The 12,167-nt window shown below is 69.9% G+C and carries 12 protein-coding genes; 8 read left to right on the top strand and 4 right to left on the bottom strand.

Annotated features, from left to right (window positions below):
- Both HPY23_RS14955 and HPY23_RS14950 read right to left on the bottom strand, forming a co-directional pair.
- Window positions 1–1,033: flagellin N-terminal helical domain-containing protein (locus HPY23_RS14955; protein ID WP_478219416.1), on the bottom strand; the 1,033-nt coding region annotated here is incomplete at its 3' end.
- Window positions 1,034–1,608: 575 nt separating this feature from the next.
- Window positions 1,609–3,387: a flagellin N-terminal helical domain-containing protein gene (locus HPY23_RS14950; RefSeq protein ID WP_060848192.1), complete on the bottom strand. Its 1,779-nt coding sequence runs from the start codon at window positions 3,385–3,387 to the stop codon at window positions 1,609–1,611.
- Between the two features lie 446 nt (window positions 3,388–3,833).
- On the opposite strand from HPY23_RS14950, the gene motA reads away from it, so the two are divergent.
- The 8 genes from motA to HPY23_RS14910 all read left to right on the top strand — a co-directional run bounded on the left by motA (window position 3,834) and on the right by HPY23_RS14910 (window position 10,225).
- The gene (motA, locus tag HPY23_RS14945) at window positions 3,834–4,706 is read left to right on the top strand and encodes a flagellar motor stator protein MotA (protein ID WP_060848193.1); all 873 of its coding nucleotides are present in this window, start codon (window positions 3,834–3,836) and stop codon (window positions 4,704–4,706) included.
- 67 nt (window positions 4,707–4,773) lie between these two features.
- Entirely contained in the window at window positions 4,774–5,712 is a 939-nt protein-coding gene (locus HPY23_RS14940) for a flagellar motor switch protein FliM (RefSeq protein WP_060848194.1), read from the top strand.
- Window positions 5,696–5,989 (top strand): hypothetical protein, encoded by a 294-nt coding sequence (locus HPY23_RS14935; RefSeq protein ID WP_060848195.1) that lies wholly within the window; start codon window positions 5,696–5,698, stop codon window positions 5,987–5,989. The genes HPY23_RS14940 and HPY23_RS14935 overlap by 17 nt, the downstream gene beginning before the upstream one ends.
- Window positions 5,990–6,082: 93 nt before the next feature.
- Window positions 6,083–6,439 carry a flagellar motor switch protein FliN gene (fliN, locus tag HPY23_RS14930; RefSeq protein ID WP_060848196.1) on the top strand — a complete coding sequence of 119 codons (357 nt, stop codon included), beginning with the start codon at window positions 6,083–6,085 and terminating at the stop codon, window positions 6,437–6,439.
- Between the two features lie 10 nt (window positions 6,440–6,449).
- Complete coding sequence (locus tag HPY23_RS14925) at window positions 6,450–7,481, top strand: flagellar motor switch protein FliG (protein WP_060848197.1); 1,032 nt, start codon at window positions 6,450–6,452, stop codon at window positions 7,479–7,481.
- Between the two features lie 20 nt (window positions 7,482–7,501).
- Entirely contained in the window at window positions 7,502–8,566 is a 1,065-nt protein-coding gene (flhB, locus tag HPY23_RS14920; RefSeq protein WP_060848198.1) for a flagellar biosynthesis protein FlhB, read from the top strand.
- Window positions 8,563–9,006 (top strand): hypothetical protein, encoded by a 444-nt coding sequence (locus tag HPY23_RS14915; protein WP_091753184.1) that lies wholly within the window; start codon window positions 8,563–8,565, stop codon window positions 9,004–9,006. The genes flhB and HPY23_RS14915 overlap by 4 nt, the downstream gene beginning before the upstream one ends.
- A 496-nt stretch (window positions 9,007–9,502) precedes the next feature.
- Entirely contained in the window at window positions 9,503–10,225 is a 723-nt protein-coding gene (locus tag HPY23_RS14910; protein WP_060848200.1) for a response regulator transcription factor, read from the top strand.
- Between the two features lie 53 nt (window positions 10,226–10,278).
- Here HPY23_RS14910 and HPY23_RS14905 read toward each other — a convergent pair whose 3' ends face one another.
- The gene (locus HPY23_RS14905; RefSeq protein ID WP_060849502.1) at window positions 10,279–10,872 is read right to left on the bottom strand and encodes a transglycosylase SLT domain-containing protein; all 594 of its coding nucleotides are present in this window, start codon (window positions 10,870–10,872) and stop codon (window positions 10,279–10,281) included.
- Window positions 10,835–11,581, bottom strand: a complete 747-nt coding sequence (fliK, locus tag HPY23_RS14900; protein WP_139234991.1) for a flagellar hook-length control protein FliK — start codon at window positions 11,579–11,581, stop codon at window positions 10,835–10,837. The genes HPY23_RS14905 and fliK overlap by 38 nt, the downstream gene beginning before the upstream one ends.
- Window positions 11,582–12,167 lie beyond the last annotated feature (586 nt).

Below are 12,167 nucleotides of genomic sequence, written 5' to 3'. Positions count from 1 at the left end.
TGTCGAACGCCGCCGAGTAGTTGCTCGCCGCGGTCAGGGCCGGCGCGTTCGAGGTGGCGCCGAAGCCGATGTCGGCGGCGACGAACTTCGTGGAGTCGGTCAGGTTGGCGACGCCGATCTTGAGCGTGGCGGCGGTGCCGGTGCCGACGGTGGCGAAGGTCAGGCGGCCGGCGGTGTCGAGGCCGGCGGTGACCTTGCCGCCGAGCTTGGCGGTGCCGGAGGCCGCGATCTGGTTGTTGATCGCCGACAGCAGCTCGTCGGTGGTGACCTTGCTCAGGTCCTTGGCGGTGGACTTGAGGGTGTCCTTGTCGAGCTGGATCGTGGCGCTGGCGCCGCCGCCGAGATCGATGACGAAGTTGATCTGCTTGGTCTGGCCGGCCGTCACCGTGGCGAAGTCGGCGGTGCCGCCCGAGAAGGCGCCGGTGCCGGTGAGCGAGGTCGAGCCGACGACCTGGGCCGCAGTGGCGGGCTTCGTCACCGTCGTGCCGGCGTTGCGGTCGTAGAGCTTGATCGAGGCGACGTCGACGTTGACCATCGAGAAGGTGATGGTGCCGTCGGAGGCGCGGGCGAAGCCGGCCACGACCTTCTGGGTCGCCTGGTAGTTGGTGTTGGACGGGCTCGAATCGACCGAGAGCCAGTTCTGGCCGCTGGCGTTCGAGGAGTCGGCGGTGGCCTTCATCTTCGACTGGATGGCCGAGATCTCGGTCTGGACCTTGGCGCGGTCGACGCCCGGGGTCAGGGCGCTCTGCAGCTTGCCGCGGATGTTCTGCAGGTCGGTGATGATCGAGTTGAGGCCGTTATAGGCGGTGTCGACCGACGACGAGCCGAGGCCGAGCGAGTCCTTGACCGCCGAGAGCGAGGCGTTGTCGGTGCGCACGGTGGTGGCGATCGACCAGTAGGCGGCGTTGTCGGACGCGGCCGAGACGCGCTGGCCGGTCGAGACGCGGTTGCTCGTCATGTCGAGCTGGGTGTTGATCGACTTGAGGGTCGTCAGCGCCGTCATCGCGGCGTTGTTGGTCAGCAGGCTGGTCACGGATCTGTCTTCCGGGCTGAGAAGGGAGGAGAGTTCGGCTCACCGGGCTTGCACCGATGCGACCTGTCGGTCGGTCGAGGGACCGGAGCGGGCCTTCGACGACCGGGACGGACCTGCGGGGATCCATCCGTCGCGCAATCACACCTCCGGACTCGCACCGGATCAGCGGACCGACATCATGTCCTTGGATCTCGCCGGAGACCCATCCGCTGGATTGTTGCCGGCGGCGCTGCCGTGTGTTGCCGGTGGCGCCGCTCGATAGGGTGATAATGGCTTGATAGGCTTACGAAGCGATTAACCACACAGCGCCCGCATCGTCCCGTAGAGGCGAGCATTGGGCCAGCAACGATCTGTGGATACGTCGTAGAGAGACGGCACGATCCTGGCCCGGGGCGGGATGGCGTAGAAAATATCTTAACCAACGCCTCGGCGGCCGCATCGATCGGGGCCGGATACCATGGCCTCCGGCGCCTGCCGCTCCGTCCCGGAACGCAAGAAGGGCCGCGCTCGACCCGAGCGCGGCCCTTCTTGCGACCAGGATGACGGCGGCCCCCGGGGGGACCGCCCTCCCCCGCTTAGCGGAAGAGCGAGAGGACGTTCTGGCTCGCCGAGTTGGCGATCGAGAGCGCCTGCACCGCCAGCTGCTGCTGCGTCTGCAGCGCCTTCAGCTTGGTCGACTCCTCTTCCACGTCCGCGTCCACCAGCACGCCGATGGTGCGGTCGTTGGCCTTCATCAGCGTGTCGACGAAGGTCTTCTGGCCGTCGATCTGCGTCTTGTTGGCGCCGAGCTTCGTGCCCGCATCCGTCACGCTGGCGATCGCCTTGTCGACCATGTTCAGGATGTTCTGCACGTCGGCATCGCCGTTCGAGCCGACGAGGTTCGAGATGTTGAAGTTCGCCACCGAGTAGGCGCCGGCACCGAACGAGGCGTTGTAGTTGCCCGCGGTAGTGTCGAGGATGCCCTTGGCGGTGGTGGTGGTGGAGGCCGTGCCGGCGCCCGCCGCCGCGTTGGTGCCCGTGGCCGTCTGGCCGGCGGTGAAGCCGTAGAGGGCGTCGGGCGCGGTGACCGTCACCGACGAGTTGGTGTCGGCGCCCGAGGTCGTCAGGCTGAGCTTGCCACCCGCGAAGCTGGCGCTCGCGGTGTTGCCGGCCGCCTTGAGGGCGATGTTGATCAGGGTCGCCGCGTCCGCGCCGCTCAGCGTCGCCTTGGCCGAGCTCACCGCCGAACCGGCGGCGTCGTAGGCCGCGGAGCTCAGCGTGACGGTCGTCGTGGTGGTGCCGTCGTTGATGGTGATCGCCCGGGTGTTGGCGCCCGAGATGTCGAACGCCGCCGAGTAGTTGCTCGCCGCGGTCAGGGCCGGTGCGTTCGAGGTGGCGCCGAAGCCGATATCGGCGGCGACGAACTTCGTGGAGTCGGTCGGGTTGGCGACGCCGATCTTGATCGTGGCGGCGGTGCCGGTGCCGACGGTGGTGAAGGTCAGGCGGCCGGCGGTGTCGAGGCCGGCGGTGACCTTGCCGCCGAGCTTGGCGGTGCCGGAGGCCGCGATCTGGTTGTTGATCGCCGACAGCATCTCGTCGGTGGTGACCTTGCTCAGGTCCTTGGCGGTGGACTTCAGGGTGTCCTTGTCGAGCTGGATCGTGGCGCTGGCGCCGCCGCCGAGGTCGACGACCAGGTTCACCTGCTTGGTCTGGCCGGCCGTCACCGTGGCGAAGTCGGCGGTGCCGCCCGGTGTGAAGGCGCCGGTGCCGGTGAGCGAGGTCGAGCCGACCACGAGCGCCGCGGTGGCGGGCTTCGTCACCGTGGAGCCGGCGGTCCGGTCGTAGAGCTTGATCCCGTTGACGTCGATGTTGACCATCGAGAAGTTGATCGTGCCGTCGGAGGCGCGGGAGAAGCCGGCCACGACCTTCTGGGTCGCCTGGTAGTTGGTGTTGGTGGCGGTCGAGTCGACCGAGAGCCAGTTCTGGCCGCTCGAGTTCGAGGAGTCGGCGGTGGCCTTCATCTTCGACTGGATGGCCGAGATCTCGGTCTGGACCTTGGCGCGGTCGACGCCCGGGGTCATCGCGCTCTGCAGCTTGCCGCGGATGTTCTGCAGGTCGGTGATGATCGAGTTGAGGCCGTTATAGGCGGTGTCGACCGACGACGAGCCGAGGCCGAGCGAGTCCTTGACCGCCGAGAGCGAGGCGTTGTCGGTGCGCACCGAGGTGGCGATCGACCAGTAGGCGGCGTTGTCGGACGCGGCCGAGACGCGCTGGCCGGTCGAGACGCGGTTGCTGGTGGTATCGAGCTGACTGTTGATCGACTTGAGGGTCGTCAGGGCAGTCATCGCGGCGTTGTTGGTCAGCAGGCTGGTCACGGCGATGATTCCGGTCTTGCGCGTGGGCGGGAATGTGGGATGGTCTCCGGGCTCGCACCGGGGCAGAGGAATGGTCCAGTGCTCGCCGTCGCGAAGCACAGATCCGTCTGCGCACTCATACACATCCGGCTTCTCACCGGGGTCAGCGGTTCGACATCATGTCTTGAGCTTGTAAAAGCCCATCCGCTGCGCCTGCCGCGGCGGCCTTAGTTGGCCCCGCCGACAGGAGGGACTATCGCGATTCCCGCCTTATCAAGCGATTAAGCCGGCGCCGCCGCGTCGGGAAGCCTGGGGATACCCGGGATAACTTCAGGGTAACCCGCGGGGGAATCGGGGAGAATCCCGCCCGCCGGCCCCGGGACGGCGGGCCGGCCGCCGCGCGAAAAAGCCCCGCGCAAGCCACCGGTCCTAGACCCGTCGCCATCAAAGACGGAGCGTTGCGGGACATGGGAATCCTCGTCGGCCTGCTCATTGCCATCGGCTGCATGCTCGGCGGCTTCGTGGCCATGGGCGGCCACCTGATCGTGATCTGGCAGCCCTGGGAGTTCGTCATCATCGGCGGCATGGCGGCCGGCACCTTCGTGATCGCCAACCCGATGAAGACCGTGGTCGATTCCGGCAAGGCGACCATGGAGGCGTTCAGCGGCAAGGGCCCCAAGCGCAAGGACTTCCTGTCCCTGCTCGGCCTGATCCACGCCCTCCTGCGCGAGATCAAGACCAAGCCGCGCAACGAGGTCGAGACCCATTTCGACGATCCGGCGAATTCCGAGATCTTCAAGAACTACCCGGACGTGACCAAGGACCAGGGCCTGGTCCTGTTCATCTGCGACTATTGCCGGCTGATCCTGATCGGCGGCGCCCGCTCGCACGAGATCGAGGCGCTGATGGAGGAGGAGATCGGCACGCACAAGAAGTACGCGCTGAAGCCCTACAACGCGATCAACACGGTGGCGGAGGCGCTGCCGGCGCTCGGGATCGTCGCGGCGGTGCTCGGCATCGTGAAGGCGATGGGCGCGCTCGACCAGTCGCCCCAGATCCTCGGCGGCCTGATCGGCGCGGCGCTCGTCGGCACCTTCTTCGGCGTGTTCGCCTCCTACGGCGTGCTGGCGCCGCTCGCCATCAAGGTGAAGGGCGTGCGCGAGAAGCAGTGCTCGGTCTACACCATCGTGAAGCAGAGCCTGATCGCCTACATGAACGGCGCCCTGCCCCAGGTGGCGATCGAGCACGGCCGCAAGGGCATCGCCGCCGCCGACCGCCCGACCATCGACGAGGTCGAGGCCGCCACCGTGCCGGGCGCCCAGAACCGCGAGGCGGCGTGACCCCGTCGCGACGCGGCCCGACCCCGACCACCCGCGCAGCGGCCTGAGGGCCGGGACACCGCCAGCCATGGACCCGACGATCCTCAAGAACCCCGCCGACATCCGCGCCCGCATCCAGGAGGCCGCCGGCCTCTCCCTGGACCGGCTGCCGATGCTGCAGCTGATCTTCGACCGCCTGGCCACCGCCTGCGGCGACGGCCTCAAGCACCTTGCCGCCTCCTCGATCCTCTACTCCCTGAGCGGGGTCGAGAGCGGGCGCTTCGGCGAGTTCCTCGACGTCTACGATTCGAACGCCGTGGTAGGCATCTTCCAGGCTCCGGCCTGGGACGGCCACATCCTCGTCGGCTTCGACCGCGACTTCATCTTCACGATGGTCGAGGTGCTGTTCGGCGCCGACGGCTCGGAGCAGCCGGTCGACGACGAGCGCGCCTTCTCGGCGATCGAGCTGCGCATCGCCCAGATGATCCTGGAGCAGGTCGGCCGGGCGCTCGAATCCTCCTTCGGCCTCGTCTCGAAGACCGCCTTCACCCTGGAGCGCACCGAGACCCGGATGGAGTTCGCGGTGATCGGCCGGCGCAGCAACAAGGCGATCCAGGCCAAGTTCCTGCTCCAGGCGCTCAACCGCGGCGGCGAGATGTTCATCATCATCCCGCAGACGGTGCTCAACCCGCTGCGCCCGAGCCTCGCCAAGGTGCTCACCGGCGAGACCAGCACCCGCCGCGACCCGCGCTGGACGAGCCAGATCGCCGCCGAGGTGCAGAAGACCACGGTCCACCTGCGGGCCGTGCTGGAGGAACGCCACCTGAGCCTCGGCGAGATCGCCGGGCTCAAGGTCGGCCAGGTGATCGCCCTCGACGCCACCCCGGCGACGCGCATCAAGCTCGAGGGCAACGACAAGCCGCTGTTCTGGTGCCATGCCGGGCAGTCCCAAGGCGCCTACGTCCTGCGGATCGACGAGGCCATCAACCAGGACAAGGAAGGGGCGGAGCATGGTGTCGCTGGTTGACGGGGTGCTGCTCGCCGCGCTGGTGGGCACCACCGCCTGCGTGCTGCCGCTCTACCTGAAGCTCAAGCGCCTCGACCGCGCCCAGGCCGAGTACGGCCGGGCGGTGGCGGCCTCGGGCCACGCGCTCGCCAGCGCGGGCGAGGCGGTGCGCAGCTTCACCGGCGAGGGCCGGGAGGTGCTGGAAGCCCTGAGCGCCAAGATCGAGGAGGCGAAGGCGACGCTCGATGCCCTCGAGGCCGGCCGCCGCGCCGCGGTCCGGGCCGAAAGCGGGCGTTGAGCATCCGGCGGGGTGGCGCCGCCGCCCGCAAGCCTCGGATCAGCTTGACCACTTAGGACTGTCACGGACTTCAGGATCCCACGCGAGCCCGCGATGAGCACGAGCCCCTTCTCCGATGCCGGCGCCAGCCCCGTCTTCCCGAGCCAGGGCGCCCCACAGCCGGGCGTTCCGGTGGGCGAGGACCCGCGCAACCTCGATTCGATCCTGCGCATCCCGGTCCTGGTGCAGGTCGTGCTCGGCTCGGCCACCATGCCGGTCGCCAACCTGATGAAGCTCGGCCGCGGCGCGATCGTGGCCCTCGACCACCGGGTCGGCGAGCCGGTCGACATCATGGTCAACGGTCGGGTGATCGCGCGCGGCGAGATCGTCATCGTCGAGGAGGACAATTCCCGCTTCGGCGTCTCGCTGACCGAGGTGGTCGGCCCGGCCGACGCAGCGCAGAACGGCTGATCGCGTGAACATGGCGGCCTCCCCCCCGGCCCTGCGCGGCGCCTCCCGGCAGCTCGCGCCCGTCGACCAGGTCGCGACCCTGCTCCTGGCGATGGGCAAGCCCGCGGCGGGACGGCTGCTGAAGTACTTCGAGCCGGACGAGATCAAGCGGATCACCCACTCGGCCTCGCGGCTCGGGGCGGTGAGCCCCGACCAGGTCGACACCGTGATCGAGCACTTCGCCGAGGAGTTCGCCGGCGGGGCGAGCCTGGTCGGCACGGTGCAGGAGGTCGAGAAGCTCCTCACCGGCCTGATCCCGGCCGACCAGCTCGCCGACATCCTGGCCGAGGTGCGCGGCAACGCCAACCGCTCGGTCTGGGAGCGGATGTCCTCGGCCTCCGAGAGCGTGCTGGCGAGCTACCTCGTCAAGGAGCACCCGCAGACCGCCGCCCTGATCCTGTCGCGGGTCAAGCCCGCCTTCGCCGCCAAGGTGATGGGGCACCTGCCGCTGCCGGTGCGCAACACCGTGATGCGCCGGATGCTGAGCTTCAAGCCGGTGACCGACGACGTCATGCAGGCGATCGAGCGCGGCCTGCACGAGGACTTCCTGATCAACGGCTCGCGCAACTCGGGCGCCGACACCCACGCCAAGATGGCGGACATCATTAACAAGATGGACCGCCAGCAGATGGACGAGGCGCTGACCAGCCTCGCCGACACGCGGCCGAAATCGGTCGAGATCCTCAAGGGCCTGCTCTTCACCTTCGACGACATCGTCAAGCTGGCGCCGCGCGCGCGCACCACCCTGTTCGACGCGGTCCCCAACGACCGGCTGGTGCTGGCGCTCAAGGGCACCGAGGCGGAGTTCCGGACCGTGGTGCTCAGCGCGCTCTCGGCCCGCGTGCGCCGCATGGTCGAGCACGAGCTCAACGGCGGCGATCCGGCGGCCCAGCGCGACGTGATGGAGGCGCGCCGCAGCATCACCGACCTCGCCATGGACATGGCGGGCCGCGGCGAGATCGAGATCAACCCGGGAGGCGAGGATGAAGCCCTCATCCGCTGAGCACGCCCGGGGCCTCGACCATGTCTGAGGAGACCGACCAGGAGAGCAAGACCGAGGCCGCGACCGAGCGGAAGGTGCGCGACGCGATCGAGAAGGGCGACGTCCCGTTCTCCCGCGAGGCGCCGGTCTTCGCCTCGATCCTCGGCCTGCTGGTCTGCCTCAGCCTGGTGGTGCGGGACCGGGCCGCGGCGCTGGCCCGCGACCTCTCCTCCTTCCTCGACCATCCGGGGGGCTTCGCCCTCGGCAGCGCCGAGGACGCCCTGACCCTGATGCACGCCACCGGGTTCGCGCTCGCCCGGTTCCTGACGCCGATCCTCCTCGTCCTGATCGGCTTCGGGCTCGTCGCCTCCCTCGCCCAGAACGTTCCGAGCCTCGTTGCCGACCGGATCGCCCCGAAATGGAACCGCGTCTCCCCGGCCTCGGGCTGGAGCCGGATCTTCGGCCGCTCCGGCCAGGTCGAGTTCCTGAAAGCCGTCCTTAAAGTCTCCTCGGTCAGTCTCGTCGTCCTCCTGCTCCTGCGCTCGGAACAGGGCAAAGCCGTGAGTGCCATGTTCGTCGACCCGAGCCAGCTTCCCGAGCTGATCCTGACGACCGCGATCCGCCTGGTCTCGGCCGTCAGCATCGCCACCATCGTGATCGTCGCCGGCGACCTCGTCTGGGCGCGCCTGCGCTGGCAGCGCTCGCTCAAGATGTCGCGCCAGGAGATCAAGGACGAGCACAAGCAGGTCGAGGGCGACCCGACCGTGAAGGCGCGCCTGCGCTCGCTCGCCCAGGACCGCACCCGCAAGCGGATGCTCGGCCAGGTCGACCGCGCCACCGTGGTCATCGCCAACCCGACCCACTTCGCGATCGCGCTCCGCTACGAGCCCTCCGAGGGGCCGGCGCCGATCGTGCTCGCCAAGGGCCAGGACCTCATCGCCCTGCGCATCCGCGAGATCGCCGAGCAGAAAGGCATCCCGGTGATCGAAGACAAGCCTCTGGCAAGGTCGCTGTACGATGCTGTCCAGGTCGACCAGATGATTCCGGCGGAATTCTATCGCGCGGTCGCGCAGATCCTGTTCTTCCTGTTCGCGAGACAACGATGATCCCTCACGACCACGATCTCGCGCAGGCCCGGGCGATCCCCGGCGACGTGGTCGCGGCGGCCGAGGAGGTCTTCGCCACCGCGATCCGCGACTTCATCACCGAGTTCTGCCTGCTCGACGGCAGCGTGCTGATCGGCTGGGTGCGGGGCGAGCGCCACGGCAACATCGCCGACCTCGTCGCCTCCTCGGCCGAGCCGTTCTTCAAGGACGCCACCCTGACCTACGCCGACGCCTCCGACGTCTGCCTCGACTGGGGCCGCTCGATGAAGGTGGTGCTCGACATGGAATTCGCGGCGAAGTCCGTGACGGTATTCTTCAAGCTCGTCCTCGACGGCTGCTTCGTCGGCGTCGCGATCCAGCGCATCCTGGCCGAGGACGCGCCGCCCCTGCGCCTCGACGCCTTCGCCCGCGCCCTCTCGGACGCCCGGCTCTCAGCCTGAGCCACGCAAGCGCTGCAAGAAATCCTTCCGCCGATCATCGGGCGCGGGCGTCTCCTGTCCACGGGAAGCGTCCGCGCCCGATTTTTTCCCGGACGACCTGTCCCGGGGGCCGGCGCGGGTGATTCGGCCCGTCACCGCCCGCGCGTCGCACGGCCCCGCGCCGGCCGGCTCGCCCCCCAACGTCGGTTGTGGCAGCGTTTGCACTACCTCCGGTCGAGCTAACCGCCGCCTAACGCGTCCGCGCGCACACACCTGCCGCCAATTCTTAAAAAAGCCCTGCGAAGCGGGCTTGCTGCGACGCAGCAATCATTGACCGGCCGCTCCGGCCGCGACATGAATTCGAGCGGCACAACTCGGGGACGGCAGGATTTCGGAACGGCGCGCGCATACCGGGCGCACCGTGGCCGCAGATTCCGCACCGGGAGTGCAAGACGGGGCACAGGTTGGAGCGCAGCACCACTGCGACATCTGGCCGGGCTCGATGAGGATACGACAGATGTATTTCTTGGTCGATACCAGGAAATCCGTGAATGCGGGCTTCAAAGCCGGTTTCGACCGAGAAGGCGTGTCGTCCTTTTCGTTGTCGCCGGAGGAGTTCACGAGCTGGATCGAGTCGGCGTCCCGCAGCGACCTCGATGCGGTGCAGGGCTTCCTGCTCGGCGATTTCGACGAGCGCGCGCGCTGCGCCAGCACGATCCGCCGCCAGTCCCGCGCCCCGATCATCGCGCTCGCTGATTCGCGCTCGCTGGAACAGACCCTCGTCCTGTTCGACGCCGGGATCGACGACGTGCTGCCCAAGCCCGTCCACGTCCGCGAGATCCTGGCCAGGGCCGAGGCGATCTGGCGCCGGGTCAACGGCGCGCCGGAGCCGGCTCCGGATTGCGCGGTGGCCGATCCGGAGGAGCCGCAGGGCGACACGACCCCGTCCCGCCCGGAGCGCCTCAAGGTGTTCTTCGACGGGCGCGACCCGGAGATCGACGGCGCCCCCGTCTCGCTGCCGCGGCGGGAGCGGCACATCCTGGAGTTCCTGGTGCGCAACCGGGGCCGGCGGGTGACCAAGACCCAGCTCTTCAACGGCGTCTACGGCGTCTACAGCGACGGGGTCGAGGAGAGCGTGGTCGAGGGCCACGTCAGCAAGCTGCGCAAGAAGCTGGCCCACGCGCTCGGCCACGACCCGATCGAGGCAAAGCGCTACATCGGCTACACCTACGTCGGCTGACGGCCTCCGGGGCGAGGGCGACCGCCCCCGCCCGCGGGTCGACGAGCCCCGCCTCACCGGCAGAACGTCTTCGCCCCCGGGGTCCACTGGCCGAAGCCGGAGGCCACCATGTTGGCGATCACCCGGCAGACATACTGCTTCTGCGCCGGGTTGTTGTTCGGGCCGGCGTGGTAGCGCGCCACCGCCAGGGTCCAGCTGCCTTCCCGGGCCTTGAGCTCCTTCAGGAACACCGTCGCGTACTCGACGTTCTGGCGCGGGTCGATCATCGCTTCGAGCGAGGTGAACTTCGCCCGGTGGTAATGGTGGTTGATCTGCATGCAGCCGAGATCGACCAGGCGCACGCCGCTGGCCTGCGCCTCGCCCAGGCGCCGGATCACGTCGGCGGCGCTCGCCCCGAAATACGCCTTGCCGGCGATGTTCATCGCGTAGGGCTGGAGCGAGCCGCGGTTGCCGCTCTCGGTGAGCCCGACGGCGTACAGCATGCCGAGGGGCACGCCGTGGCGCGCGGCGGCGGCCGCCATCTGCTGCTCGCAGACGTTGCCGGTCGCCGGCAGCGGCGCCTTGGCGGCGCCCGAGACCGTGGCGGCGGCGTGCGCGGCCGCGACGGTGCTAAAGATAAAGGCCGCTGCGATCGCCGGTCTGCGCATCATCTCTCTGCTCCATGGCCCGGCGCCCGCCTTCCTCGGGCGCGTCGGGGATGCGGCGGGCCGGCTGGTCCGGGCTCGCGCCGCCCTGCTGCTGGCCGCCGGCGGCGGTGAAGGACTGCCCTGCCGGGGCGCCGCCCTGGCCGGGCTGCGCCGCCTCGCCGGGAACACGCCCCGACTGGACGGTGACGAGGTCGGGCTGGTAGCCGGCCTCGCGCACCAGCGCGGTCAGGAGCCCGCCGTCACGGCGCAGGAGCTCGGCGGTTTCCTCGCGCTCGGCCCGCAGGCTCATCTCGAGGCGGCCGTCCTGCAGCCGCATCCGCACCTGCACCTGTCCGAGCTCGGCGGGGCGCAGCTGCAGCGTCAAGAGCCGCACCGGTCCCTCCGCCTGGGCGGCGGCGCTCCAGGCCGCCGCGACCGCGCCGGCCCGGACCGAGGCGGGATCCGGCAGCGCGGCGGCGCCGGTCGCCACCGCGTCGGCGATCTGGCGCAGGGTCGTCTGCGGCAGCGCCGAGGCGGCCGGGGGAACCGTGCCGGACGTGGTCGCGGCGGCCGCCGACTGGGCCGGCGCGTCGGTGCGCCAATCGCCGGAGGCGGCCGACACCTTCGCCTCGGCCTGCCTCGCTTCGATCGTCCTGGTCTCGATCGTCCTGGTCTCGGTCGACTTGGCCTCGACCGCCTTCTCGATCGGCTTGCCTTCCGAGGTTCTCATTTCGGCCGTCGGCGACCGGGTCGCGTGCGAGGCGCCGTCCTCGACGGCAGGCCCGGTCCGGGTCGCGGAGCCGGCCCCGGACGTCGCGTCCGGCTCGGCAACGCCCCCATCGGCGGGACCGGCGGCGGCTCGGCCGAAGGCCTCATCCAGGGCCGCGCCCGCGGGAGTCGAGGTGGAGCCGGAAACGGTGGAGACCGGGCTCGTCGGTACCGCACCCGGCAGGGCGCCGGCGGCCGCGGACTGTGTCACCGGAGCGGCCGCAGGCGAGACCTCGCGCCGGGATGCGGGTTCGGCCCGGGTCGCGGAACCGGCCTCGGCCCTTGGGTTCAAACCGGCATCGGGCGTCGCGCCGGCGGCGGCTCGGCTGCGTGCCTCGCTCGGGGCCGCATCGATGGGAGTTGCGCTGCCGGGTACCGCGCCGGGCAAGGGTCCGGCTGGCGCGGCCTGGTCGGGGGATGTCCGAGGTGACGCGGGCGCGACCGCCTCGCGCGGCGGGAGCGTCGCGGCCGGGTCGGCGAGGACGGGGCGTTGCGCCGCCGGGGCGGCGGGCGCGCCGGGCCGGTCCGGAACCTGGGCGGGCCCGGGG

It is taken from the genome of Methylobacterium ajmalii (assembly GCF_016613415.1).
Taxonomy (GTDB): Bacteria; Pseudomonadota; Alphaproteobacteria; order Rhizobiales; family Beijerinckiaceae; genus Methylobacterium; species Methylobacterium ajmalii.
This window is presented reverse-complemented; position numbering and strand designations above follow the sequence as displayed.

Excerpts from the sequence above, each read along its gene's own strand:
- HPY23_RS14915 (WP_091753184.1), top strand. The coding sequence starts at position 8,563 with ATGATCCCTCACGACCACGATCTCGCGCAGGCCCGGGCGATCCCCGGC.
- fliN (WP_060848196.1), top strand. The coding sequence starts at position 6,083 with ATGAGCACGAGCCCCTTCTCCGATGCCGGCGCCAGCCCCGTCTTCCCG.
- flhB (WP_060848198.1), top strand. The coding sequence starts at position 7,502 with ATGTCTGAGGAGACCGACCAGGAGAGCAAGACCGAGGCCGCGACCGAG.
- HPY23_RS14935 (WP_060848195.1), top strand. The coding sequence starts at position 5,696 with ATGGTGTCGCTGGTTGACGGGGTGCTGCTCGCCGCGCTGGTGGGCACC.
- HPY23_RS14910 (WP_060848200.1), top strand. The coding sequence starts at position 9,503 with ATGTATTTCTTGGTCGATACCAGGAAATCCGTGAATGCGGGCTTCAAA.
- HPY23_RS14905 (WP_060849502.1), bottom strand. The coding sequence starts at position 10,872 with ATGCGCAGACCGGCGATCGCAGCGGCCTTTATCTTTAGCACCGTCGCG.
- motA (WP_060848193.1), top strand. The coding sequence starts at position 3,834 with ATGGGAATCCTCGTCGGCCTGCTCATTGCCATCGGCTGCATGCTCGGC.
- fliK (WP_139234991.1), bottom strand. The coding sequence starts at position 11,581 with ATGAGAACCTCGGAAGGCAAGCCGATCGAGAAGGCGGTCGAGGCCAAG.
- HPY23_RS14925 (WP_060848197.1), top strand. The coding sequence starts at position 6,450 with ATGGCGGCCTCCCCCCCGGCCCTGCGCGGCGCCTCCCGGCAGCTCGCG.
- HPY23_RS14940 (WP_060848194.1), top strand. The coding sequence starts at position 4,774 with ATGGACCCGACGATCCTCAAGAACCCCGCCGACATCCGCGCCCGCATC.